The 23,045-nt window shown below is 71.5% G+C and carries 23 protein-coding genes and 1 pseudogene; 9 read left to right on the plus strand and 15 right to left on the minus strand.

Annotated features, from left to right (window positions below; genetic code table 11):
- On the minus strand, positions 1-276 hold a 276-nt coding region (locus HHX41_RS17495), incomplete at its 3' end, for a leucine zipper domain-containing protein (RefSeq protein WP_182906823.1).
- A 293-nt stretch (positions 277-569) separates the two neighbouring features.
- The gene (locus tag HHX41_RS17500; RefSeq protein WP_182906824.1) at positions 570-1,133 is read right to left on the minus strand and encodes a hemerythrin domain-containing protein; all 564 of its coding nucleotides are present in this window, start codon (positions 1,131-1,133) and stop codon (positions 570-572) included.
- A 110-nt stretch (positions 1,134-1,243) separates the two neighbouring features.
- On the opposite strand from HHX41_RS17500, the gene HHX41_RS17505 reads away from it, so the two are divergent.
- Positions 1,244-1,663: a hypothetical protein gene (locus tag HHX41_RS17505; protein WP_169984916.1), complete on the plus strand. Its 420-nt coding sequence runs from the start codon at positions 1,244-1,246 to the stop codon at positions 1,661-1,663.
- 10 nt (positions 1,664-1,673) lie between these two features.
- Here the strand turns inward: HHX41_RS17505 and HHX41_RS17510 are convergent, their stop codons facing one another.
- The 4 genes from HHX41_RS17510 to HHX41_RS17525 are packed head-to-tail and all read right to left on the minus strand — an operon-like array spanning position 1,674 to position 5,004.
- Positions 1,674-2,420 carry an SDR family NAD(P)-dependent oxidoreductase gene (locus tag HHX41_RS17510; RefSeq protein ID WP_182906825.1) on the minus strand — a complete coding sequence of 249 codons (747 nt, stop codon included), beginning with the start codon at positions 2,418-2,420 and terminating at the stop codon, positions 1,674-1,676.
- 33 nt (positions 2,421-2,453) lie between these two features.
- A complete protein-coding gene (locus HHX41_RS17515; protein ID WP_169984915.1) occupies positions 2,454-3,146 on the minus strand; it encodes a 3-oxoacid CoA-transferase subunit B in 693 nt (230 codons plus the stop codon).
- Positions 3,143-3,820, minus strand: coding sequence for a 3-oxoacid CoA-transferase subunit A (locus HHX41_RS17520; RefSeq protein WP_182906826.1), 678 nt, complete (start codon positions 3,818-3,820; stop codon positions 3,143-3,145). Before HHX41_RS17520 ends, HHX41_RS17515 begins: the two co-directional genes overlap by 4 nt.
- Positions 3,817-5,004, minus strand: a complete 1,188-nt coding sequence (locus HHX41_RS17525) for a thiolase family protein (RefSeq protein ID WP_169984912.1) — start codon at positions 5,002-5,004, stop codon at positions 3,817-3,819. The genes HHX41_RS17520 and HHX41_RS17525 overlap by 4 nt, the downstream gene beginning before the upstream one ends.
- Before the next feature lie 125 nt (positions 5,005-5,129).
- Here HHX41_RS17525 and HHX41_RS17530 point away from each other — a divergent pair, with 125 nt between their 5' ends.
- The gene (locus tag HHX41_RS17530; RefSeq protein ID WP_182906827.1) at positions 5,130-5,753 is read left to right on the plus strand and encodes an O-methyltransferase; all 624 of its coding nucleotides are present in this window, start codon (positions 5,130-5,132) and stop codon (positions 5,751-5,753) included.
- A gap of 113 nt (positions 5,754-5,866) precedes the next feature.
- On the opposite strand, the gene HHX41_RS17535 is transcribed toward HHX41_RS17530, so the two are convergent.
- On the minus strand, positions 5,867-6,700 hold the full coding sequence (locus HHX41_RS17535; protein WP_182906828.1) for a helix-turn-helix domain-containing protein: 834 nt from the start codon (positions 6,698-6,700) through the stop codon (positions 5,867-5,869).
- On the opposite strand from HHX41_RS17535, the gene HHX41_RS17540 reads away from it, so the two are divergent.
- Positions 6,699-7,241, plus strand: coding sequence for a TIGR03086 family metal-binding protein (locus tag HHX41_RS17540; protein WP_220504168.1), 543 nt, complete (start codon positions 6,699-6,701; stop codon positions 7,239-7,241). The genes HHX41_RS17535 and HHX41_RS17540 overlap by 2 nt on opposite strands.
- 335 nt (positions 7,242-7,576) lie before the next feature.
- On the opposite strand, the gene HHX41_RS17545 is transcribed toward HHX41_RS17540, so the two are convergent.
- Positions 7,577-8,518, minus strand: coding sequence for an RNA polymerase sigma factor RpoD/SigA (locus HHX41_RS17545; protein WP_182906829.1), 942 nt, complete (start codon positions 8,516-8,518; stop codon positions 7,577-7,579).
- Positions 8,519-8,821: 303 nt separating this feature from the next.
- On the opposite strand from HHX41_RS17545, the gene HHX41_RS17550 reads away from it, so the two are divergent.
- Positions 8,822-9,244, plus strand: a complete 423-nt coding sequence (locus tag HHX41_RS17550) for an Hsp20/alpha crystallin family protein (protein ID WP_169984908.1) — start codon at positions 8,822-8,824, stop codon at positions 9,242-9,244.
- Between the two features lie 123 nt (positions 9,245-9,367).
- On the opposite strand, the gene HHX41_RS17555 is transcribed toward HHX41_RS17550, so the two are convergent.
- From HHX41_RS17555 to HHX41_RS17565, 3 genes are all read right to left on the minus strand, one after another.
- Positions 9,368-10,537 carry a protein kinase domain-containing protein gene (locus HHX41_RS17555; protein ID WP_182906830.1) on the minus strand — a complete coding sequence of 390 codons (1,170 nt, stop codon included), beginning with the start codon at positions 10,535-10,537 and terminating at the stop codon, positions 9,368-9,370.
- Between the two features lie 288 nt (positions 10,538-10,825).
- Positions 10,826-11,452: a hypothetical protein gene (locus tag HHX41_RS39720; protein WP_220504169.1), complete on the minus strand. Its 627-nt coding sequence runs from the start codon at positions 11,450-11,452 to the stop codon at positions 10,826-10,828.
- Positions 11,453-11,463: 11 nt separating this feature from the next.
- Positions 11,464-12,543 (minus strand): ADP-ribosylglycohydrolase family protein, encoded by a 1,080-nt coding sequence (locus tag HHX41_RS17565; protein WP_310742036.1) that lies wholly within the window; start codon positions 12,541-12,543, stop codon positions 11,464-11,466.
- A 154-nt stretch (positions 12,544-12,697) separates the two neighbouring features.
- Between HHX41_RS17565 and HHX41_RS17570 the strand changes: the two genes are divergently transcribed.
- Both HHX41_RS17570 and HHX41_RS17575 read left to right on the plus strand, forming a co-directional pair.
- Positions 12,698-13,606, plus strand: coding sequence for a polysaccharide deacetylase family protein (locus HHX41_RS17570; RefSeq protein ID WP_220504170.1), 909 nt, complete (start codon positions 12,698-12,700; stop codon positions 13,604-13,606).
- Between the two features lie 8 nt (positions 13,607-13,614).
- Entirely contained in the window at positions 13,615-14,931 is a 1,317-nt protein-coding gene (locus HHX41_RS17575) for an MFS transporter (RefSeq protein WP_220504171.1), read from the plus strand.
- 41 nt (positions 14,932-14,972) lie between these two features.
- Here the strand turns inward: HHX41_RS17575 and HHX41_RS17580 are convergent, their stop codons facing one another.
- Together HHX41_RS17580 and sigJ are read right to left on the minus strand one after the other, a co-directional pair.
- Positions 14,973-15,812, minus strand: coding sequence for an NAD(P)H-binding protein (locus HHX41_RS17580; RefSeq protein WP_182906832.1), 840 nt, complete (start codon positions 15,810-15,812; stop codon positions 14,973-14,975).
- 21 nt (positions 15,813-15,833) lie between these two features.
- Positions 15,834-16,766, minus strand: a complete 933-nt coding sequence (gene sigJ / locus HHX41_RS17585) for an RNA polymerase sigma factor SigJ (protein WP_182906833.1) — start codon at positions 16,764-16,766, stop codon at positions 15,834-15,836.
- A gap of 233 nt (positions 16,767-16,999) precedes the next feature.
- Here sigJ and HHX41_RS17590 point away from each other — a divergent pair, with 233 nt between their 5' ends.
- The gene (locus HHX41_RS17590) at positions 17,000-17,566 is read left to right on the plus strand and encodes a YceI family protein (RefSeq protein WP_182906834.1); all 567 of its coding nucleotides are present in this window, start codon (positions 17,000-17,002) and stop codon (positions 17,564-17,566) included.
- Here HHX41_RS17590 and HHX41_RS17595 read toward each other — a convergent pair.
- On the minus strand, positions 17,546-19,699 hold the full coding sequence (locus tag HHX41_RS17595; RefSeq protein ID WP_182906835.1) for a hypothetical protein: 2,154 nt from the start codon (positions 19,697-19,699) through the stop codon (positions 17,546-17,548). The genes HHX41_RS17590 and HHX41_RS17595 overlap by 21 nt on opposite strands.
- A 349-nt stretch (positions 19,700-20,048) precedes the next feature.
- On the opposite strand from HHX41_RS17595, the pseudogene HHX41_RS17600 reads away from it, so the two are divergent.
- Both HHX41_RS17600 and HHX41_RS41830 read left to right on the plus strand, forming a co-directional pair.
- Positions 20,049-21,407, plus strand: a pseudogene (locus HHX41_RS17600) (beta-galactosidase); the annotation flags it as partial.
- A gap of 125 nt (positions 21,408-21,532) precedes the next feature.
- A complete protein-coding gene (locus HHX41_RS41830; protein WP_310742063.1) occupies positions 21,533-21,715 on the plus strand; it encodes a Beta-galactosidase C-terminal domain in 183 nt (60 codons plus the stop codon).
- Here HHX41_RS41830 and HHX41_RS40670 read toward each other — a convergent pair.
- Entirely contained in the window at positions 21,653-22,750 is a 1,098-nt protein-coding gene (locus tag HHX41_RS40670) for a LacI family DNA-binding transcriptional regulator (RefSeq protein WP_169984899.1), read from the minus strand. The two genes, HHX41_RS41830 and HHX41_RS40670, sit on opposite strands and share 63 nt — an antisense overlap.
- Between the last annotated feature and the right edge of the window lie 295 nt (positions 22,751-23,045).

Below are 23,045 nucleotides of genomic sequence, written 5' to 3' on the forward strand. Positions count from 1 at the left end.
GATGCGGGCCGGGCCCCAGCGGCGGAGCACGCGGACCTTGATGATGCGCCGCTCGGTGCGGGTGGGGGTGCGGCGGGGGCTGTGGTGCGGGCGCGAGGAGCGGTCGGCCATGCCGGATGCTCCGTATTGCCGGTAGCGGCCGGCCCAGCGCCGGGCGGTGGTGACGGCGACCTGGAAGCGTTCGGCGGCCCGGCGCAGCGGCCAGCCGTCGTCGACGACGCACCGGGCCAGGCGCAGGCGTCCGAGTTCGGTCAGCGGGGCGTTACGGTGGGGCATGAGGGCCTTTCTGGTTGGCGTGTAGATGTCGCAATCCACACCAAACCGAAGGCCCTCACCCAATTACAAGGTCATCAACGCGTGTCGCCCCGTACCTAACCTCTGTGGTCAGTACAGCTAGGCGGTCCCGGGCAGGTGCGCGGCGGCGTGCGGGCCCGTCCGGTGGACGGGCCCGCACCTGCCACGACCGGTGCCCTCTGACGCCGGCGCCGTGGACCCCTACGCCCTTCGGGATCAGGCCGGAGCGGTTTCGAGGCCGAGCCGCTCTCGTGCCGGACCGGGCGGGGTGTCTGTCAGTCCTTGCTCGACTGCCGCCAGTCCCGTACGACGTCGCGGATCTTGTCGAACACGGCCACCGGGGGGCCGGCCAGCATGTTCGCGGTGGCGGACTCACCGGCGCCCGGGTGGGGCCTGGTCGGCGAGATCGCCTCGGCGGCCCGGACCGCACCGGCCATGCGGCGCAGCCGTTCGGGGGAGGTCTCCTGACGCAGCCGGGGGAACTCCTCCCGCTCCTCGTGCGTGGCGTGGTCGACGACCGCCTTCTCCAGGGCGGCCAGCCGGGTGCCGAACTCGGGGTGGTCGACGCCGAGGTCGTACAGGTCGGACAGGGCGTGCTTGGCCTCGTCCTCCTCGTGCAGCCGGGCCTCGACGACCTCGTCGCCCGCCTTCGACCGCGCCGCCGGGTGCACGACCTGCTCCTCCGCGGCCTCGTGCACCGCCAGCAGCCGTACGAGGTCGTTGAACAGCTCACGTCTGCGCTCGCCCCGCGCGGCCGCGACCTCCGCGAACATCGTCTTGATCTGGTTGTGCTGCGCCAGCAGCAGGTCGATGACGTCCTGTTCCGTAGCTGTGGTCACTGTCGTCACCTTTCGACTCCGGAGACTGGACCCGCCTGCCCGGGCTCGGCCGCCCTACACCCGCACGCTCACCGTTGAGCCGGATGGCGTCGTGATGCGTCATAGAGAGCATGAGGATTTCGCGTGTCGCACTGCTGCCGCTGGCGGCTCTGCCCGTCCTGGCCGTCACGGCTCCCGCCGAGGCGGTCACGGCACCCAGGAAGCTGGTCGTGGAGTTGCGGGAGGAGGGCGGGTTCGCCGGACTGCGCAATCGGATGGCCGTCTACACGGACGGCTGTGCCGTGCTGAGCCGCCGCACCGGACCCACCGTACGCAAATGCCTGACCGCGGCCGAGTGGCGGGGCCTGCGCGGCTCACTCAAACATCTGCGGCTCGGCCGTTCCGAGTCCCGGCCGCAGGGGGCCGACTTCCTCGCCTACAGCCTGACCTACAAGGGCCACCGGGCCACCCGCTACACGCTGCCCCCGACCTGGCGACCGGTCGTGAGCAGGCTGGAGAAGGTCCTGGTCAAATACTGGGCGCCCGACTGACCGTCTCGGCTCAGCTGCGCAGGTAGGAGGCTCCGTTGAGGTCGACGATCGTGCCGCTGGCCCACTCGGCGGCCGGTGACGCCAGGTACAGGACGGCGGCCGCGATCTCCTCGGGCCTCGCCACTCTCCCGAACGGGCTCTGGGCGCGGATCTCGTCGCCCCGCGGCGGCTTGAGGTGCTCCTCGGTCATGTCGGTCTCGACGAAGCCGGGCGCCACGGTCGCCACGGCGATGCCGAGGGGCGCCAGGGCGACGGCGAGCGACTGGCCCAGCGCGTTGAGGCCCGCCTTGCTGGCCCCGTACGCGGGACTGTCGGGTTCGCCGCGGAAGGCGCCGCGCGAGGAGACGTTGACGATCCTGCCGCCCGGAGCCATGTGCCGCACGGCGTTCCAGATGACGTTGGCCGGTCCCACGAGATTGACGGCCAGCGTCTCGCGCCACACCGCCTGCCACTCCTCGTAGGAGGTCCGCGTGATCGGGTGGTGCAGGAAGACCCCCGCGTTGTTGACCAGCACGTCGATGCCGCCGAGGGCGGCCGCCGCCTCCTCGACCATCCGCCGTGCCTCGCCGGGATCGGCGAGGTCGGCCCGGACGACGGCGTGCCCCTCTCCCGGCAGCTCGGCACGGAGCCGTTCGGCCAGTTCGGGGGAGCCGCGGTGGTGGATCGCGACGCGGTCGCCGGCCGCGGCGAAGGCCACCGCGATCGCCCGTCCGATGCCGCGCGACGCGCCGGTGACGAGGACTGCCCGCTCACTCACAGGAGGAGATTAACGTCCGGTCGGTCCTGGTCGTCATGATGCCCGCCGGTTTGTCCCTTCTGTCGCATCGAGGGTGCGTAGGGGGACCTCCAGCCGGGAGGCGAGCTCGGCCACGCTCGTGCCGTACGTCTCGGCCACCGTGACGCCCTCGGGGCCGATGTGGAAGACGGCGCGGTCGGTGTAGAGGCGGCTCACGCAGGCGAGCCCGGTGAGGGGATAGGTGCACTCGGGGACGAGCTTGGGCGTGCCGTCCTTGGCGAACAGGGTCATCATGACGAACACCTGCTTGGCGCCGGTGGCCAGATCCATGGCGCCGCCGACGGCGGGGATGGCGTCGGGGGCGCCGGTGTGCCAGTTGGCGAGGTCGCCGCGTCCGGAGACCTGGAAGGCGCCCAGCACGCACACGTCGAGGTGACCGCCGCGCATCATCGCGAAGGAGTCGGCGTGGTGGAAGTACGACGCCCCCGGCAGCTCGGTGACCGGGAACTTGCCGGCGTTGATGAGATCGGGGTCGATCTCGTCCCCGTGGGCGGCGGGCCCCATACCGAGCATGCCGTTCTCGGTGTGCAGGACGACCCCGGAGGCGGCGGGGAGGTGGTCGGCGACCATCGTCGGCTGACCGATGCCGAGGTTCACGAAGGAACCGGGCGGGATGTCCCGGGCGACGCGCGCCGCGAGCTCGTCGCGCGCGAGGGGGCCGCGGTCCAGGTGCTCCACGGTGCTCACTGGTTTCCCTCCGTCGCGCTCAGGTCCAGGATCCGGTCGACGTAGATGCAGGGGGTGACCACGCTCTCGGGGTCCAGCCCGCCGGTCTCGACGACGTGGTGCACCTGCGCGATCGTCAGCGTCGCGGCGGTCGCCATGACGGGCCCGAAGTTGCGGGCGGTCTTGCGGTAGACGAGGTTGCCCATCCGGTCGCCGACGTGGGCGCCGATGAGGGCGACGTCCCCCCTGATCGGATATTCCAGCACGTGGTCGCGGCCGTCGATCGTGCGCGTCTCCTTGCCCTCGGCCAGCGGGGTGCCGACCCCGGTGGGGCAGTAGAAGGCGCCGATGCCGGCCCCGGCCGCGCGCATGCGCTCGGCCAGGGTGCCCTGCGGGACGACCTCCAGCTCGATCTTCCCGGACCGGTAGAGGCCGTCGAACACCCATGAGTCGCTCTGCCGGGGGAACGAGCAGATCATCTTGCGCACCCGCCCGGCGGCGAGCAGCGCCGCCAGCCCGGTGTCGCCGTTGCCCGCGTTGTTGCTGACGACGGTCAGGTCGGTCGCGCCCTGCCGGATCAGCGCGTCGATGAGTCCGATGGGCATGCCGGCCAGGCCGAAACCGCCGACAAGGACGGTGGAGCCGTCCGCGATGCCCGCCACGGCCTCGTCCGGGTCGGTGAACACGGCGGTCATGAGGCGCTCACGTTCTCGAGGACGACGGCCAGGCCCTGGCCGACGCCGATGCAGATGGCGGCCACACCCCACCGCCGGCGGCGTTCGCGCAGCACGTGGGCGAGCGTGCCGAGGACGCGCCCGCCGGAGGCGCCCAGCGGGTGGCCGATGGCGATGGCGCCGCCCCTGGTGTTGACGATCCCGGGATCGACCTTCCAGGCGTCCAGGCACGCCAGCGACTGGACGGCGAACGCCTCGTTCAGCTCGACGGCGCCGACGTCGTCCCAGCCGATGCCGGCCCGGCGCAGCGCCTGGTCGGCGGCCTCGACCGGCGCGTACCCGAACATCTGGGGTTCCAGCGCGCACGCGGCGCGACCCGCGACACGGGCGATCGGGTCCGCGCCGATCCGGCCGGCGGCCGCCTCCGATCCGAGCACGACCGCCGAGGCGCCGTCGTTCAGCGGGGAGGCGTTGCCGGCCGTGATGGTGCCGCCGGGGCGGAAGGCCGGCTTGAGCCCGGCGAGGATCTCCGGCGTCGTGCCGGGCCTGATCCCCTCGTCCCGGGTCAGGGCGGCGCCCTCGACCGGGACGACCAGGTCGTCGTAGAAGCCGTCGTTCCAGGCCGCGTCGGCCAGTACGTGCGACCGTGCGGCGAAGGCGTCCTGCCGCTCGCGCGAGATCCCGAACCTCTCCTGAAGCTGCTCGTTGGCCTCGCCGAGGGAGACCGTCCACTCCTTGGGCATCCGCGGGTTCACCAGTCGCCAGCCGAGCGTCGTGGACACGGCCGTCACGTCACCGGCGGGGAAGGCCCGCGACGGCTTGGGCAGCACCCAGGGGGCCCGCGTCATCGACTCCACGCCACCGGTCACGACGACGTCGGCGTCGCCGCTCTCGACGGTCCGGGAACCGATCATGGCGGCGTCCAGGCTCGACCCGCACAGCCGGTTCACGGTGGTGGCGGGCACGGTCACCGGCAGCCCGGCCAGCAGGACGGCCATCCGGCCCACGTTGCGGTTGTCCTCGCCCGCGCCGTTGGCGTTGCCCCACACCACGTCGCCGATCTCCGCCGGATCCAGCCCGGGCAGCTTGGCCAGCACACCGCGCAACGCGGTGGCCGCCAGGTCGTCCGGCCGGACGTCGGCGAGTGCCCCGTTGAACCTGCCGAACGGCGTGCGCGCCGCGGCGTAGACGAAGGCCGAGCCCATGACCATCCCTTCTTGTTCGCTATGCGAACGCCGGTTCATTTTGCGAACAACGCGAGCATAGTCCATGCCGCCGATGCGCCACCGGCGCGGGCCGAAACGGGCGTCCGTTGTCCTAGCCTGAAGCGATGTCGATCGACGGCACGGCGGCATACGACCGCCTCACGGGACTGCCTCCACTGGTCGGGCGCGCGGTCGAGGCGGCGCGGCAGGCGGGCTTCGGTCCTTCCTGCCGGCCTGAGCAGGGGCGCCTGCTGTACGCCTTGGCGGCCGGCGCCGAGATGATCGGGGAGACCGGCACCGGATGCGGAGTCGGCCTGGCCTGGCTGGCCTCGGGCGCCCGGCCCGGGGCCCGGCTGGTCAGCGTCGAACGAGACCCGCGACGAGCCTCCCTGGCGGCCCAGGTCTTCCTCGACCACCCGCAGGTGTCGGTGATCCGCGGCGACTGGCGGGAGATCCACCGGGACGGGCCGTACGACCTGCTCGTGCTCGACGGCGGCGGCCAGGGCAAGAGCGGTGAGGAGCCGGCCGATCCGCACCGGCTGCTCAGGCCGGGAGGCACGCTGGTCGTCGACGACCTGACCCCGGCCCGGCACTGGCCGCCGCGCTTCGACGGCGTAGTCGACCGGGCACGGATGCACTGGCTCGGCCATCCGGGGCTGGACGCGTCGGAGCTGCGGCTCGCGCCCGATCTGGCCGCGGTCGTCGCCACCCGTCGCTTCCCCGAGACGTCCGGTACGGTGGATCGCTGAGCGGGCTCGTGCGTTCAGGGCTTGGCGGCGGGGCTCGGCGCAGGAGACCGCACCCATGAGCGCGGCTTCCGGCGAATGCCGCTTTCAGGGCGTGAGGTTGGCATCGGGCTGTTTCAGCGTGCGACGTGGCCGCTGAGCCGGGCGTAGGCGGCAGGGGGCATCCCGACCGCGGCGGTGAAGTCACGGGTCAGGTGGGCCTGGTCGGTGTAGCCGAGTTCGGCGGCCAGCGTGGCGAGGTCGAGGCCCTGGTGGATCCGCTCCGCGGCCTCGTGCAGCCGGAAGCGGCGGATCACCCACTTGGGGCCGACACCGACATAGTCCCGGAACAACCGCTGCAGCGAGCGCACCGACCGCCCCGATCGCGCGGCCAGCTCGTCGACCCTGGTCACGGACATGTCGTCCTCGACCATCGCCACCAGGGCCGCGGCCTCTTCCGCCTGCGGATCCTCGGACGGCCCCAGCCCCTGCAGGAACGTCTCGACGAGCGCGACGGCGGCCTGGGAGTCGGGCTCGGCCAGGACCCGTCCGACCAGGGCCGCGCCGGCCGCTCCGAACATCTCCCCGACCTCCACGAAGCGGCCGGACAGCCGGGACACGGAACCGTCGAGGAACGGCCGGAAGCCGCCCGGGCGGAAGCGGGTGCCGAGCACGCGGCCGCTGCCCCGCATGGTGTAGGAGAAGCCACCCTTGATCACGCCCGCGATCCGGTGGAAATCCCGGGTGATCGTCATGTTCACCGTGGGGTGCGAGATGATGCGCTGTTCGTACGGCTCGCGGAGATCCGTCCACGTGACGACCCAGAAGTGCTCCACGTACGCCGAGATCCCGGGCGACGGCGCCTGCCGGACGAAGTCGAAGGCGTCGAGCCCCGCGTACGGGTTCACCCAGCCGCGCTGTCGCGTTTCTACAAGCCGCGCCTCGGGCGGGCGCGGCACGATGGCTGCCATGCAAGAGATGATGCCGTTGATGACGGGCGCCACCGAACGTACCGCGGGCTTGGTGCGCTCGGTGCGTCAGGAGCAGCTCGGGCTCCTGACGCCCTGCGAGAAGTTCGACGTCAAGGACCTGATCAACCACCTCGAGTGGGTGGCGGAGCTGTTCGAGTCGCTGGCTCGCAAGGGACCGCGCGTCGAGCAGGGACCTTACACGGGCGACTTCCCCGAGCGGGCGGAGCGTGCGCTGGCCGCCTGGTCACGGCCGGAGGCGTGGGAGGGCACCAGCCCCGCCATGGGCATGCCGATGACCACGCTGGCCCACATGTACCTCGTCGACATGGTCGTGCACGGCTGGGACCTGGCCAGGGCGACCGGCCAGGAGTACGAGCCGGACCCGGAGGCCGTCTCACGGGCGTTGGGCTTCACCGAGAACATGGTGGAGATGGGCAGGCGACGCGGCGCCTTCGGAGCGCCGGTGGCAGTCCCGGACGACGCCGCACCGTTCGACCGTCTGCTCGGCGTCATCGGCCGGGATCCGGCCTGGACACCGTGATCAGCTCCGGCGCTGTCGCCGGCCGATGAGCAAGGGCGTCTGCCGGGCGCGCTCCTTGATCCGGAACATCACCGGAACCAGGTTGCTGTCCAGGATGCCGAGCAGCGGATCCCTCCTCGAACAGCTGCGGGCCCTGTCACCAGGCAGGCGGGCCGGCACCGTGGCCAGGGGGTCCGGGGCGGGGGCCGAGGTCGATCGTCTCCACGGGATCCTGGCACGCCGGCTGAGCAGTACCAGGCGGCCGTCCCGGACCTGCAGGACGCGCGAGATCCTCCCGCCGAGCATGCGCCACGCCCGGATCTCCTGCGGTGGCGGCCTCGAGCCGCCCCCGTAACTCAACCGGCCCAGGCGGCGAGGGTCCTGCCCTCGTCGTGGTGTCGCATGCGGGCCAGCGCCTCGCGCTCCAGCCGGCTCATCCACTGGTGCGGCACCCCCACCGTCTCGGCGGTCTGCCGCCGGGTCTGCTCCGCCGTGCCGTCGAGGCCGAACCGCAGCCGTACGATCAGCGCCTGACGGGGCGCGAGTGCGGCCCTGGCCGAGCGGAGCGCGTCCGTCAGGGCGGCCTGTTCCAGCGCCGCCTCCGGACGGGCCCATGTTGCGTGCTCCACCGGTTCGCTCTGCGGGGACGGATCGGGGGACGGAGGGCCGCCGGCCCGCCGGGCGTCGAGGGCGACGCAGTCGCGCGCGAGCAGCCGCCAGGCGAGCACGCGCTCCACCGGCCTCCCGAGTTCCTCGGCCAGGCGCTCCGCGGAGGGCTCGTGACCCGTCTCGCCCACGAGTTTCTCCTCGGCCCGGGCCAGCCGGTGCAACTCATCCCGGACGTGCCCGGGAATGCGGACGAGCCCGCTCGTTTCCTGCCCCTTCTGAATCGCCTTCCGGATCCACCAGGCGGCGCAGGTGGAGAAGCGGAACCCCCGGCTGTGGTCGAAGCGGTCCACCGCCTCGATGAGGCCGAGGTTGCCGTCCTGGATGATGTCGGGGAGCGACGCGCCCCGGTGGAGGTACCGCTTGGCCATCGACACCACCAGGCGGAGGTTGGCGCGGATGAGGTGGTCGCGTGCCCGCAGGCCGTCGGCGGCCAGGATCTCCAGCTCGGCCGCCTCCGGCCGGCCGGGGTCCTCGCCGAGCAGGTGGCGGGCGTACACGCCGGCCTCGATGCGCCGGGCCAGCTCGACCTCCTCCCGCGCGGTCAGCAGCGGGGTCCTGCCGATGCGAGACAGGTACGCATCCAGCAGGCCTGGCTCGAACGCTCCCGGGATGTATCCGTGCTCGTCCACCGTCGCTCCTCCAACCGCCGTGTGCGCGGGCCGCGTGCGGCACCTTCACGGTGACGCGGCGGCGAGCGTGGCGAACGCGGCGATGGGCCTGGAACGGCGTGACGAACGTCCTCAGTCACCGCACGGCCGCCGGGACGCGGTGTCCGGGGCCGCGGGTGCGTCGCCGAAGGTCCCCACCGGAGGGGACCCACGGCCCGGTGGCGGCGGGTGGTTCGAGGTCCTTCGGCCGGGACGTCCGGCCCTGCCGGAGGGGAGGCGCCGGGTGTGTGCTTGAGGCGTCGTCATCGAGACAAGGAGGTCACGATGAACCTCACGGAGCGGAGCCAGGGCCGGTTCCCCTTCCCGGAACTGCTGGAACTGCTGGAGAGCCCGGTCTACGGGTTCCGGCCGTTCGGCCAGATCATCAGAGTCGAGGACCGCGTCGCGGACGGCCGCTACACGCTGCGGGCGGAGCTGCCCGGCATCGACCCCGACAAGGACCTCGAGGTCACCGTGGGCCACGGGATGCTCCACATCCGGGCCGAGAAGACCAAGGAGATCACGGACGCCAGAGAGCCGCGCCGCTCCGAGATCGCCTACGGCGCGTTCTCCCGCTCGGTCACGCTTCCCCCGACGGCCAAGGCCGAGGACGTGACGGCCGTCTACAAGGACGGAGTCCTGGAAATCACGGTCGGTCTGGAGGAGGAGAAGAAGACCGACGACCGCAGGATCCTCGTCCAGCACTGAGCACGGGACACGGCATCGCGACCAGCGCGCGGCCGTAGGAGATGGGCGGGGGAGCGCTCGGCCCCCGCCCAAGCGCCGGACGCGCGACGGGTGCCGGCGGCCGGTCGCCGTCGGCCCGCAGCGTCATGTGAACCACTCAGTCACCGCGCGTCGCCTGGCTGCCAGAGGGCGGTGCGGATCTTTCCGTCGTCCCTGCCGATGACGAGGGCGGGTTTCCCGCCGAGGCGGCTGAGGGCGATCCGCATGACCCCGTGACCGGGTTCGGAGCCAGGGTCTGCCGGCTGCCGTGAGGCTCCACGTCGGCGCCGTCTCCTCGGCCCGCACGTCATCCGTCTGCTCGTCATCGATCTGTTCGTCCTCCTCCGGCACGTCCTCCTCCGGCGTGGAAGGGGAGGGTGGAGGGCTTGCGGGTTCCGAGGGAGACGGCAGAGGGGAGGACACCGGCAGGGAAAGCACGGTCGGTGTCGTGGCGGCGGGTGGCTGGACCTGAACGGCGGCCGGCATGTCGTCCGGCTCGGAGACGGAGTCCCGAGGGACGAGGGCGGCGGCCGCGAACACCGTGATGGCGCCGCCCGTCGCCACGATGCCTGCCGTCAACCCCCAGCGGGCGCGCGGCGGCCAGTGCACCCGATGGAGGAATGGCGACCTCCGGGTGACGCGTAGCGTACGGCCGGGGTGGACGGCCGGAGCGGCGGCAGGACGTGCGGCGGACGCGGTCGCGTTCCGGGTGAGGGCGGAGAGGAGATCGGTGATGGCGGGCCGTTCCCCCGGGTCCTTGGCCAGACACCGGGCGAGCAGCGGACGGAGGAAGTCCGGCACACCGGTCAGGTCGGGACCCTCAGGGCCGAGCAGGATGTTGCGGGGTTTCAGATCTCGGTGCACGATGCCGGCCGCGTGGACGGCGGACAGCGCGGTGAGGGTGGCGAGCGCCAACCGCGTGAGCCCGCCCTCGTCCCTGGGTCCCTCCTGACGGACGAGCTCCTCGAGGGAGCCGCCGTCCACGAACTCGCTGACCACGTACGCCTGGCCCTCGGTGATGCCGGCGTCGAGCACCCGGGCGGTGCAGAAGGCCGCGACCCGCCGGGCGATGGCCGCCTCGCGCAGCAGCCGTTCCCGGTCGCCGGCGCTGAAACGGGCGTGCAGCACCTTGACGGCGACCTTCCCGCCGCCAGGAGCGGTGCCCAGATACACCACTCTCTGCCCGCCCTGGCCGAGGACATCGGTGATCGTGTAGCCGCCGATCGTCCGCGGGTCGTTCGGCCTGAGCGGCTGCGTGTTCCCGGCGGGGCTCACGGCTCGCTGTCCGACGGGCCGGCCGAACCCCGGCTCTGGGCCGGCAACTCAGTCCTCGACAGACAGCGCCGCGCGGAGGGCGGCGGCACGGTGGAAGAGTTCGGGGTGCGCCGCAGCCAGGTCCTGGTACTGAGGGATGACTATTGACATGTCCGCAGGACATCTCCAACCAGCGTGGAACGTGACAACGTCCAGATCATGGCGCAATCCGGACAGAGTTGTATAGATCAATCCCGGCGGGGACTTCAGCAGCACGATCAGTGCGCTTTCACGCGCTGGACCCCCGCGTCACGGCTCGTGTGCTGGCGAGGTCACATAGGCGATCGGGCCGCCCGAGGTGGATCTGAGCCGCTTGCCGAGAACGAGATCGGCGATCCGCAGGTCCTCGGGTGAGCCGCTCCGGACCGTGTTGACAGGAGTGTCGAGGTCGGTGATGTAGCCGGCCAGCCGTGCGTAGAAACGGTGACGCGTCAGCCCGTCGCCGGTCAACTTGCTGTCCCAGTCGCCCAGACCCGTCAGTACCGCCACGACGAAGCCGCCGAGCGTCACGGGTAGAACGCCGGCCCGCGCGATCTTCTCCGGGTTGCCCACCCACCAGCCACGGAGCGCCTCCAGCAGGTGCTCGGGTGCCAGATCGGCATGGAAGCCGATGTAGGGCCGATCCTCGTCAGGGACCGGCTTCGCCACGTCGACGCGCAGCACCGCCATGGTGTTCGTATGCGCGGCCGTGGGCAGAAGGAGGCGCGGTGTCACATGAGAGCGATCAGCGATGCGCCGCGCCACATGCTCAGGGACGACAGGCGTGGCGCCGGGAGGACCGGACACAGGGAGCAGGCCCGCTGCCGCGACTTTGCGCAAAGCGGCGAGCGAGATGCCGAAGCGATCCGCGGCCTGCCGCAGAGTGATGAGGGTCATGGCCTGGCGGGTCAGCAGCCGGGGTACTTGCCGCGGGGGAGGCGGCCGCCGGTGAACTCGGCGGTGAAGTCGTCGGCGAGCTCGACGACGGTGTCCCTGCCCTCCAGCCGGGACAGCCAGCGCTGGGGGAGGGCCGACTCTCCGTGCACCGTACCGAGCAGGTTGCCGCAGAGGGAGCCGGTCGAGTCGCTGTCGCCGGAGTGGTTGACCGCGAGCAGCAGCGCCCGCTCGATGTCGTCGCCGCTCACCAGCGCGCAGTAGACCGCGATCGCGAGCGCCTCCTCCGCCACCCATCCGCCGCCGAGCGTCTCCACCGTCTCGGGCGAGGGCTCCGCCGTACCGGTCAGGGCGACCGCCGCCTCGATCGCGGCGGTGGTCTCCTCGTGCGCGGGCCGCTCGCCGAGCAGTGCGAGGGCGTCGTGGACGGCCTCCTCGAGCGGCGCGCCCGCGGCCAGGAGGCAGATCAGCGCGGCGAAGGCCCCGGCCGCCAGATACCCGGTGGGGTGCCCGTGCGTGATCTGCGCGGAGTCGGCCGCGAGCGTGAAGGCCTCCCGCGGGTCGCGGGTGGCCAGTCCGAAGGGGGCGGAACGCATGACGGTGCCGCAGCCCTTGGAGCCGGGATTGACCGGGCCGGGCATGCCGGGGGCGGCGAGCGGGCCGGGGCCCGCGCGTAGCCCGGACATGCAGGCGTTGCCGGGCGCACGGCGGGAGTACAGCCAGGCCTGCTCGCGCAGCCGCCCGGTGCGCACGAGGTCGTCCGCGGGCGGCGGCACGCGATGCTCCTGGGTGTCCAGCCAGCGCAGGTAGGCGTGGCGCATCACCTGCACCTCGCCGCCGCCGACGCCCCTCTCCCCGACGCGTACGTGGGCGCGGATCAGCCCCTCGACGGTGAACAACGTCATCTGGGTGTCGTCGGTGACCCGGCCGGTCGTGCCATCCCAGTCGGGCGCGAGGTCGGTCAGCCCCGCTTGACCGTGATCGCGGCGGATTGAAGTGATCGAGTCGAACTCGACGGGGGCGCCGAGGGCGTCGCCGATCGCCCCACCCAGCAGACATCCGCGCACCCGTGCACCGAACGGAACATCTCTCACGATGTGCACCGTAGCGGGCCAGGGCACTCGAAAACCCCTCTTGTCGAAAGATCGCCGATCGGATAGGAACGGTGCTCACCTCGTACTCGGGCCGGAACGCGAGGTGAGCGTGAGCGGGAACCGGCACCGGCCTCACGGCGTCCGGAGAAGGGAAATGGGACATCACGTGAACCTCGCGCAACGGCTCGGCGCCGGGCCGGAAGACCGGCTGCTGATCGTGAACGCCGACGACTACGGCATGTGCCGGGCGGCGAACACCGGCATCGCCTCCCTGCTCGCCGCCCGCGCCATCAGCTCGGCGACCCTCATGACGCCGTGCCCGTGGGCTCCCGACGCGGTCCGTACGGCTGTCGCGGGCGGCTACGACGTGGGCGTCCACCTGACGTTCACCAGCGAGTGGGAGGGATACCGGTGGGGGCCGGTGACCCGCGACCGCGCGGTGTCCTCACTCGTGGACGACGCCGGCTACTTCCCAGCCGACTGCCGCACGGTGGAGGAGCGGGCCGACCCCGAGGAGGTACGCGCGGAGATCGACGCGCAGATCCGCAGGGCCGTCGCCCTCGGCCTCGACCCGTCGCACGCCGACAACCACATGGGCAGCCTGTACGGCCTCGCCACGGGCAGGGACTTCCTCGACGTGGTCTTCGCGGCGTGCGCCGAGCACGGCCTGCCGTTCCGGCTGCCCCGGACTCTCGACGGCATGGGCCTGCCGGAGGAGCTGGAGCCGTTCGCGCGGGCCAGGGCCGAGGCCGCCGACGCGGCGGGCGTGGTGATCCTCGACCGGCTGTGGACGCTGCCCTTCGAACTGGCCGAGGGGGAGACGTACGAAACGGTCCGGGACGACATGGCCGGTCTGATCCGGGCGTTGCGTCCCGGGGTCACCGAGATCTACATCCACCCGTTCGAGGACACCGGAGAGCTCCGGCAGATCATGCCGCACCACGCGAAACGCGGCATGGAGCTGCGCCTGTTCACCGATCCGGAGGTCCGCCGCGCCATCGCGGAGGAGGGCGTCCGGCTCATCGGATGGTCCGACTTGCGCACGCTGCAGAGAACCCGATGAAGGCCTCGATGAGGCGCGGTCAGGTGCTGGCCTACGGTGCGGGCAACCTGTCGGTCAACCTGCTCAGCCAGGCGTTCGCGACCTTCGCCACCTTCTACTACGTGGACCACCTGGGGGTCGACCCGTCGCTCATCGGCGTCGCCATGGTGATCCACGGCATCGTCAACGCGCTGCTCAACCCGCTCGTGGGGCACGTCTCCGACCGGACGCGCACGCGCTGGGGCAGGCGGGTGCCGTACATCGCGATCGGCATGGCGCCGCTGGCCGCGTCGTTCACCATGATCTGGATCCCGCTGGTGGACGGCGCGACCCCGAGATTCTGGTATTTCCTGATCGCGGTCCTCGTCTACGACGTGCTGTTCGTCGTCGTGGTCCTGAACTACGTGGCGCTGTTCCCCGAGATGTTCACCACCATCGCCGAACGGGCCGCCGCCGCGTCGTGGCGGCAGATGTTCGCCATCGTCGGCATGATCGTCGGCGTCGCCGCCGCGCCCCTGCTGTACGGCGCGATCGGATGGGCCGCGATGGGCGTGTCCTTCGGCGTCGTCGCGCTGGCCTTCTTCGCGCTGTCGCTGCGCGGCTCGGCCGAGCGAACCCACGTGGAGGGCGAGAGGTTCGGGTTCCTCACCGCGCTCCGCCACACCCTGGCCAACCGCGCCTTCGTCACCTACGTCACGGGCAGCTTCCTGCTGCAGCTCACGTTCGCCCTGCTGCAGGCGGGCATCCCGTTCTTCACCAAGTACGCCCTGGGCGAGGCCGACTCCGCCAACACCGTCATCCTGGGCGCGGTGTTCGTCACCGCGTTCCCGATGGTCTACGTGTGGAGCCGGGTCACCACCCGCCTCGGCCCGCGGCGGGCGATCCTCGCCGCGATCGTCGTGTACGGCGTGGCGCTCGTGCCGTTCCTGCTCGTCGGGACCCTCGCCCTCGCGGCGGTCACCGGGGCCGCGGTCGGGGTCGGTATCGCGGGCATGCTGGTCCTCCTGGAGATCCTGCTCGCCGAGGTGATCGACGACGACGAGCACAGGACGGGCGCCCGGCGCGAGGGGATGTACTTCGGCATGAACGGGTTCATCGTCCGCTGGGCGGTGTCCCTGCAGGCGGTGATCATCACCGTCGTGCTGTCCCGCTCGGGCTATCAGAATGGGGCCGCGGTCCAGCCCGGCTCCGTCGTGACAGGCGTCCGGCTGATGATGGGCCTGGTGCCCCTGGCGGTTCTGGCGGTGGCCTTCGGCTGCTTCCTGCTCTACCCGCTGCGCGACGGCGTGTCGCACCGTTCTCCGGCTTCAGCTCGGGATTCCGCCGCGAGGCGCCCGTCGTCGTGACCGGCCGCTGCCTGCGACCGCCGGGTGGTCAGCGGTCGCCGTCAGGCCGCTGCCGAGCCGAAAGCCGCCGCACGGTGGGCGACCCATTGGGCGTAGGTGAACGCCGGCCTTCCGGTGACCTGCTCGACCGCGGGCGAGATCTCCGCGGTCCTGCCGTCTCTCGCGGCCAGGATGTCGAGGAGCTCGTCGACCACCGGCGCGGGCATGCCATGACGCAGCAGCTGCTCCTTGACCTGTTCTCGCGGCACCTCCTCGAACCGCAACGGCCGCCCGATCGTCGCGGCGATGATGCGCACGCGCTCGATCTGCGTCAGCGACTGCGGTCCGGTGAGCACGTACGCCTCACCGGCACGCCGGTCGAGAAGGGCGCGGACGGCGACCGCGGCGATGTCGCGTGGATCGACCGGAGCCGTCGCGGCACCGCCGTACACCCCGCGCACGACCCCGCCGCCCGCGATCTGCGGCGCCCAGGCCAGGTCGTTGGTCATGAACGCGTCGGGCCGTACGAAGGTCCACGGCAGCCCCGACGCGGCGACGGCATGTTCGACCCGCAGGTGCTGTTCGCCGATCAACCCGGGTGTGGGGAACGTGACGGCCGACGACGACAGCAGCACGACATGCCGCAGGCCGGTCCGCCGCGCCGTGTCGAGGAATCCGCCGACACCGGTGAAGACGGGGAACAGGAACGCCCGCTCGACGCCGGACAGCGCCGCCGGCAGGGTTTCCGGCCGGGTCAGGTCGCCGGCCATGACTTCGACGCCGTCCGGAAAGGAACGACCACCGCGGTCACGGGTCATGACGCGTACCTTCTGGCCCGCGTCGAGCAGTTGACGGACGACGTTGGCGCCGATGTTTCCGGCGCCACCGGTGACCAGGATCATGGTGGACTTCCTTCTCTTCTCTCAGCCCGCCCAGGACCGGAGTTTGTCAGGATTGCGCACGGCCCAGAGGTGCTTGATGCGGTCGCCTGCGACGTCGAACGCCATCACCACCACGATGGCGCCGTCCTGCTCGACCATCAGGCCGGGCTGCCCGTTGACCGTGCGCTCCAGGAAGACGAGGCCGGGCGCCAGCTCGGCAATCGTGATTAGGTAGCGCGCGATGTGCTCGCCGCCTTCCATCGGGCGGAGCACGGCGCTGACCAGGCCGCCGCCGTCGGCGATCCCTCTGGCGTCGGGCGCGAGCAGGCCGACGAGGGCGTCGATGTCCCTGGCTTCCCATGCCTCCTTGAACTTCCTGACGGTGTCCGCCTGACGAGCGGCCGGAGTCGCGGCGGCCCGCGACGCGCGCATCCGCCGGCGGGCCGAGGAGGCCAGCTGGCGGCAGGCCGCGGGCGTGCGGCCGACGATCTCGGCCACTTCGGCGAAGGAGTAGCGGAAGACGTCGTGCAGGATGAACGCGACCCGCTCGGCCGGGGTCATCGACTCCAGCACCACCATGAAGGCCATAGAGATCGACTCGTCCAACGTGACACGGTCGGCCGGGTCGGTCGTGAACCCGTCCGGCCATCCACTGATCCACTCCCCGCGATCGGGCACCGGCTCGGGAATCCATTCCCCCACATAGTGCTCCCGCCGAACCCGCGCCGAGCCGAGCAGGTCCAGGCAGATGCGACCGGCGACTCTTGTCAGCCAGGCGGCGGGAGACTCGATGGCCTCCTGCTGCTGCCGCGACAACGTGTACCAGCGGGTGTATGTCTCCTGGACGACGTCCTCGGCCTCGGTCAGCGAGCCGAGGAGCCGGTAGGCGAGATTGATCAGCTGACGCCGCTCGCTCACGATCACGCGCAGGTCCGGGTCGAGCCGGCAGTCTCCCTGCGTGGCTGGGGTGGTCATGGTGCCCCCGATTCCTTTCTTGGCGCCTGCTCTCACCAGACCGACGAGACAGCCCGGCGAAATGTGAGGTCGGCTCTCGCCTCACATTTCCCGGTGCCGCGTCGTCGTACTGCTGACGACAAGAGCATCCAACTGGCCGGAGCCGGCGTCCCCGCCTGCGGCACATCGCCGGCGTCCCGCGCGCGGGACAGCGAAGGACCCACCGCAATCTTTCCCCTCAGGAGTGACCGAGCATGTCGACAACGACCGAATTCAGCGAGCTGACCGGTGATTACGTCCTCGATACCGCCCGTACGCGGATCGGGTTCGTCGCCCGGCACACGATGGCCAGCCGTGTGAGGGGGCGGTTCGGTGAGTTCGAGGGCGGCGCGCACCTGGACGGCGAGGATCCGTCGAAGTCCGCCGTCCGGCTCGTCATCCACGCCGACAGCGTTCAGACCGGCAGCGCGCGGCGTGACGCGCACCTGCGCGGGAGGTTCCTGCACGTGGACGACCACCCGGACATCACCTTCACCTCAACCGTGGTGGAGCAGACCGGTGGCGCCGGATTCGAGGTCACCGGCGACCTCACCATCCGCGGGGTGATCAGGCCGGTGACCGTGCACTTCGAGCTGACCGGCGTCGAGAACGACCCGCGGGGAGCCTTCCGAATCGGCTTCACGGGCCACCTCACGCTCGACCGCACCCACTGGGGCGTCGACTGGAACGCCGCGACCACGATCCTGGTCAGCCCGAAGGTGCTGCTGGAGCTCGACGCCACCGTGATCCGGCGTATCGCCTCACCATTGTCTGGCAGTTGACCCGTCCGCCTCCAGCCCGAACCGTAGCAGGTCTGTCCACCGGCCCCCCTTTCCCTCCTGCATCCGCCGCGTGGCCAGCTCGTACAATGCGGTCGTGCCGCCGGCGTCGGCGGCGGCGCGGGCCAGGCGTTCTGCGCCTTCGTGGTCGCCGGCCTGGTACCGCCTCCGCACCAGCGCTTGCAGCGAAAAGGTGTGGCCGGCGTTGGCGGCGGTCCGGGCGACGCGTTGGGCACCCTCGTGGTCGCCGGCCTCGTGCCGCATCCGGGCCAGGTCCTGCAGCGCGGAGATGTGGCCGGCGTCGGCGGCGGCCCAGGTGAGGCGTTCTGCGCCTTCCCGGTCGCCGGCCTTCTCTCGTATCCGTGGCAGGCCGTAAAACGCGTCGATTTGGCCGGCGTCGGCGGCGGCCTGGTACAGGCGTCCAGCGCGTTCGAGATCGCCGGCCTGATCGCGCGTCTGTGCCAGGTTGTAGAGCGCGAAGGTGTCGCCGGCGTCGGCGGCGACCCGGGCGAGGCGTTCTGCGCCGTCGTGGTCACCGGCCTGCTCCCGGATCCGCGTCAGCTCCCGCATCGCGAAGGTGTCGCCCGCGTCGGCGACTGCTCGGTACAACGCGAAGGCGTGACGATTGCGCCCGCGATCGCGGGCGGCCTTGGCGAAAGCGCGGTGGTCGCTCACCGAGGCGGCGTGGCGGGTGGCGGCGTTCCAGAAGGTGGCGGGGGGACAGCGGAAGCGGCGGGTGCGGCTGCCGTGCTGTTCGAGGTAGTCGGCGAGGCGATAGACCGGCTCGCCCTGATCTTGTGCGGCGGGGGCGTGACCGGTGCCGGGACGAGGTCTGATCAGGGCCAACGGCGGGCGGGCTCCCCGGCAGGAGCGGTGATCGGTCAGGTAAGCGAAAGCGCGTTCGAGCCAGTCGTCGTCGAGCAGGTGCCATTGCTCGTCGCTGAGATAGCCGGGGGCGGCTTCCGCGAGCAGGAGGCGGGGCAGGGCCGGACCGTGACCGAGCCGGCGGGCGTCGATCGCGGCGTCCAGGACGGCGCGGGCGGCGGGTTCGGCGTTGTCGTAGAGCTCCAGCAGAGCCGGTCCACCGGCCAGGTACTGGGTCAACCGCCCCTCCGGGGCCCGGCGCAGGGCCTCGGCCAGACGGGGATCGCCGGTGTTCGCCGCCTGCCGGCCCGCGGTGTCGAGGTCGGTGTCGGCGAAGGACTCGGGAAGGCGGATGCTGGCGTTTTTGACCAGCTCGCGGGCCTGGGCGTACGGATCGGGCTGACCGGTGTGCGGGACCGCGGTGAGAGCCTTCCAGTAGGCGGGCCACAGGGTGCCCAGCACCAGCACCGGCCCTCGCTCCTGAGCACGCAGCAACTCCCGGAGCCCGCCGGCGACCCGCTCCCCGACGGCTGGATCGGCGGTGAGCAGGTAGTGCTGGGTCTCGTTCAGCCACACCACGGTGTACGGGCCGATCGACCTCAGCTCGGTCAGGACCGCCGCCGGACGGCTCGGCTCGATCGGGTGCCAAAGCCGCCACGGTTCGGGCAGGGTCCGGACCGCTTCCCACAGGGCGCGGGTCTTGCCCGTCGCCGAGTCGCCGACCAGCACGACCAGCCGGGACGCTCCCGCTCGCACGTCGCGGATCACCTGGGCGAGGGTTTCGTCATGCGATCGAGGGATGTAGGCGGGTAACTCCTCCAGCTCCCGACCGATGGCGTCGACGCGAATCGCCGGATGGACCTCCAGGTCCAGCGGCCGGAACTGTCCGATCGGCCTACCCGGTGCCGCTGCGGCCGGGGGTGGCGCGGGAGCGGCGGCCATCGGGAGAGGGCAGGCCGGCGGCCGGCCGTTCTGCACCTCGTCATAGGCCCGCCTCCACGCCGTCATGTCGCCCAGCACCGCGTCGGGATCCCCGCGCTTGTCCTCCGTCACCTTCTTGCGGTAGGCCTCCAGCAGGCGCTCGACCTGTTCGCTCCAGCTCGGTAGCCGCTTACGCGTGCCGTGGACGAGCGACTCGACCGTGGTCTTCGGGATGCCGGAGTGGCGGGACAGCCACTGCACCGAGGGGTTCCAGGCCGCCGCCCGCGCCCGCACCAGGTAGCCGAGGAAGAGCCGCACACCGTCGCCGTGGTCGTCGGGCGGTTTCGCCATGTCGTGGCTCCTTCGCTGTCCTCCACCGACAGGTCCCCGGTACCGCCGGCTACGGCGGCGATTTCAGGCTAAAACCGCATCCGCCGCACTGCACGGCAGCAGCGGTCACGGGGTGACCCCGGATAATCCGGGGTCGATTGACTCATCTCTGTACGTCCGGTTAGCTCTGGTGGCAGCCCGCGACAGCGCACGGAACGGACGGGGACGCGACGACCTCTCGGCCGGGGAGTGACGGATGACAGACGCTCGCATGCGCGCCCTCATCGACCGCCTCGGCGGCCTGGCGTACGGCGGGGACTACAACCCCGAGCAGTGGGATCCGGCCGTGTGGCGGGAGGACGTCCGGCTCATGCGCGAGGCGGGGGTGAACCTCGTGTCGCTCGGCGTCTTCGCGTGGGCGTCGCTCGAACCGGAACCGGGAAAGTACGAGTTCGGCTGGCTCGACGAGATCATGGACCTGCTCCACGGGAACGGGATCGCCGTCAACCTCGCCACCCCCACCGCCGCGCCGCCGGCCTGGCTGTCCCAGCGGTATCCCGAGGTCCTGCCGGTCATGGCCGACGGCGAGCGGTTCGGTTTCGGCAACCGCCTGCACGTCGAGGCGCCGGGCGTGCCGCGCACCTGGATGAACCCCAGCCGAATCCTGGACTTCAAGCGCTTCACCTCCGACACCCTGCTGAAGTGCTTCGTCGCCGAGCGGGACATCGTCAGGTCCTTCCGCGACGACATCCCGGTCGTCACCAACTTCATGCGCTTCTACCGGCACGCCGACTACTGGCGCTGGGCGCCGGAGGAGGACGCGGCGGCCCTCGACATCTACCCCGACCCCGCCGACCCGGACGCGCACGTCTCGGCGGCCTTCCAGTTCGACCTGTTCCGGTCGCTCAAGGGCGGGCAGCCGTGGCTGCTGATGGAGCAGGCCGCGAGCGCGGTCAGCCAGTGGCGGCTCAACGTGGTCAAGGAGCCCGGCCGGATGCGGCTCGGCTCGCTCCAGGCGGTCTCCCGTGGGGCGGACTCCGTCATGTTCTTCCAGTGGCGGGCCGGCCGGGGCGGGCACGAACGCTTCCACTCGGCGATGCTGCCGCACTCCGGCCCGGACTCGCGCACCTTCCGGGAGGTCGCCGAGCTCGGCCGCGAGGTCGGACGGCTGTCACCCGTGGCGGGAACCACCACGCGCGCCGGGGTCGCCGTCCTGTTCGACTGGGACGGCTGGTGGGGGCTGGAGGAGCTGTGGGGCCTGCCCCGCAACGACTTCAGCTACGTGGACACCGTCATGCGGCACTACCGGCCGCTGTGGGAGCACCACTACGCGGTCGACGTCGTGTCGCCGCACAGCGATCTGTCGCGCTACAAGGTGCTGGTCGTGCCCAACGCGTACCTGATGGACGACGAGGGCGTCGGCGCCGTCACCGAGTTCGACCGGCGCGGCGGGACGGTCGTCATGTCCTTCTTCTCGGGCGTCGTGGACGCGTGCAACCGCGTGCGGCCGGACGGCTACCCGGGCGCGTTCCGCCGCCTCATCGGCGCGAAGATCGACGAGTACTGGCCGGCGCGTGCCGGCGAGCGGTTCGCCGTCGAGTTCTCCGACGGGAGCACGGCGACGGCGGACTGGTGGCGCGAGGACATCCACCTCGAGACCGGGACCGCGCTGGCGACCTACGCCGACGGGCTGCTCAGGGGACGCGCCGCCGTCGTCGCGAACGCCTACGGGGCGGGCCGGGTCGTCTACTTCGCCACCCTCCTGGAGGCCGGCGCCTTCGAGCGGGTGCTGATCGGCGAGCTGAGGGTGGCGGGCGTGGCCGACCGCTTCCACGGGCTGCCCGCCCATCTGGAGTGCACGGTCCGCGAGGACGAGCGGCACGAGTACCTCTTCCTCCTCAACCACGACCCCGGGACCCCGTCACCGTCCCCCTGGAAAGCGTGGGTACGGACCTCCTCACCGGCCGGCCGGCGTCAGGGGAGATCACCGTTCCGCCCCTCGGGGCGGCGGTCGTGCGGCGGGTGCGGCAGGCGTGACCGCGGTCCGGCCCCCGGCGGGGCCGTGCTCTCGCGTACGACGAGCTCGTTGGCGAGGTCGATCCTGCTCGTGGCCGGCTCCACGCCGCGGGCGAGGTCGAGCAGCATGTGGGCCGCGACCGTCGCCATGTCGCACAGCGGCTGGCCCACCGTGGTGAGGGCCGGCTCGACCCAGCCGGCGACGGGCACGTTGTCGTAGCCGACCACCGACAGCTCCCCGGGGATGTCGAGACCGAGCCGGCGCGCCGCGCGCAGGACGCCGAGCGCCTGCAGGTCCGACCCTGCGAAGATCGCGGTCGGCCGGTCGGGGCGCGACAGCAGATCCATGGCGTGCTCGTATCCGGCGTCGACGTAGAAGTTGCCGTACCTGACGAGGCCGGGGTCGACGGCGAGCCCCGCCTCGTCGTGGGCGACCCGGAAACCGGCGACCCGTGCCCTGCTGCACATGACGTCCTTGGGGCCGGAGACGACCGCGATGCGGCGGTGGCCCAGCTCCAGGAGATGGCGGGTGGCGAGCAGGCCGCCGTCCCAGTTGTTCGAGCCGACCACGGGCACGGACTCGGCGATCTCGCCGTCGGTGTCGACGACGACGAACGGGACCTGCGCCCGCCGCAGCTTCTGCTGCTGCGACTGCGACGGGCCGGACATGACGAACAGCACGCCGAGGGGCCGATGGTCGAGTACGCCGTCCAGCCACTCCTCCGGTGGCCGGTGCGCTCCTTTCAGCTGGGACAGGACGACCTCGATCCGCGCGGCGGAGGCGACGGTGTCGACCCCTCGGATGATCTCCATCGACCACATGGAGTTCAGCTCGTGGAAGACGAGATCGATCTGCCCCTTGAGCGGCCTGCGGCGGAGGCGGCGGCGGTACTGGTGGCGGGCGAGGCCGGCCTCGACGCGTTCGCGCGTCTCCGGCGACACGTCGGGGCGGCCGTTGAGGACCTTGGAGACCGTGGTCACCGAGACGCCGAGCTCCGCGGCGATGGACGCGATGGTCGTGGGGCGAGGGCCGCGGGCTGGAGAAGGGCTGGTCATCGCTCCGCTCACTGTTTCCGAAATTTTCGCGAAACTCTAGCACCGAACCTGTCCAATATAAGCCGAGACCAGGCCAGAAGTAATGCAGTGAAATGGGCCGTGACGACGGCTGACTCCCCTCTTGACGGGGCTCTGGCCTCAGCCTATATTTCCGCAATATTACTGAGGATCACCGAAAATTTCTGTCGCGTCACCTGCGCGTACGGCGTCGCTCGGCGTGGGTGAGACGGCGGTGCCGCAGCCCTCGCGGCCCCGGGCGCGGGGCCGGCCACGAGCGATGGTCGCGGCCGTCGGC

Source organism: Microbispora sp. H13382, from assembly GCF_014161445.1.
In the GTDB taxonomy this organism is placed as follows: Bacteria; Actinomycetota; Actinomycetes; order Streptosporangiales; family Streptosporangiaceae; genus Microbispora.

Coding starts and splice junctions, on each gene's coding strand:
- HHX41_RS17505 (WP_169984916.1), top strand. CDS start 1,244: ATGAGGATTTCGCGTGTCGCACTGCTGCCGCTGGCGGCTCTGCCCGTC.
- HHX41_RS17520 (WP_182906826.1), bottom strand. CDS start 3,820: ATGACCGCCGTGTTCACCGACCCGGACGAGGCCGTGGCGGGCATCGCG.
- HHX41_RS17525 (WP_169984912.1), bottom strand. CDS start 5,004: ATGGGCTCGGCCTTCGTCTACGCCGCGGCGCGCACGCCGTTCGGCAGG.
- HHX41_RS17530 (WP_182906827.1), top strand. CDS start 5,130: ATGTCGATCGACGGCACGGCGGCATACGACCGCCTCACGGGACTGCCT.
- HHX41_RS17540 (WP_220504168.1), top strand. CDS start 6,699: ATGCAAGAGATGATGCCGTTGATGACGGGCGCCACCGAACGTACCGCG.
- HHX41_RS17535 (WP_182906828.1), bottom strand. CDS start 6,700: ATGGCAGCCATCGTGCCGCGCCCGCCCGAGGCGCGGCTTGTAGAAACG.
- HHX41_RS17550 (WP_169984908.1), top strand. CDS start 8,822: ATGAACCTCACGGAGCGGAGCCAGGGCCGGTTCCCCTTCCCGGAACTG.
- HHX41_RS39720 (WP_220504169.1), bottom strand. CDS start 11,452: ATGACCCTCATCACTCTGCGGCAGGCCGCGGATCGCTTCGGCATCTCG.
- HHX41_RS17570 (WP_220504170.1), top strand. CDS start 12,698: ATGGGACATCACGTGAACCTCGCGCAACGGCTCGGCGCCGGGCCGGAA.
- HHX41_RS17575 (WP_220504171.1), top strand. CDS start 13,615: ATGAGGCGCGGTCAGGTGCTGGCCTACGGTGCGGGCAACCTGTCGGTC.
- HHX41_RS17580 (WP_182906832.1), bottom strand. CDS start 15,812: ATGATCCTGGTCACCGGTGGCGCCGGAAACATCGGCGCCAACGTCGTC.
- sigJ (WP_182906833.1), bottom strand. CDS start 16,766: ATGACCACCCCAGCCACGCAGGGAGACTGCCGGCTCGACCCGGACCTG.
- HHX41_RS17590 (WP_182906834.1), top strand. CDS start 17,000: ATGTCGACAACGACCGAATTCAGCGAGCTGACCGGTGATTACGTCCTC.
- HHX41_RS17595 (WP_182906835.1), bottom strand. CDS start 19,699: ATGGCGAAACCGCCCGACGACCACGGCGACGGTGTGCGGCTCTTCCTC.
- HHX41_RS40670 (WP_169984899.1), bottom strand. CDS start 22,750: ATGACCAGCCCTTCTCCAGCCCGCGGCCCTCGCCCCACGACCATCGCG.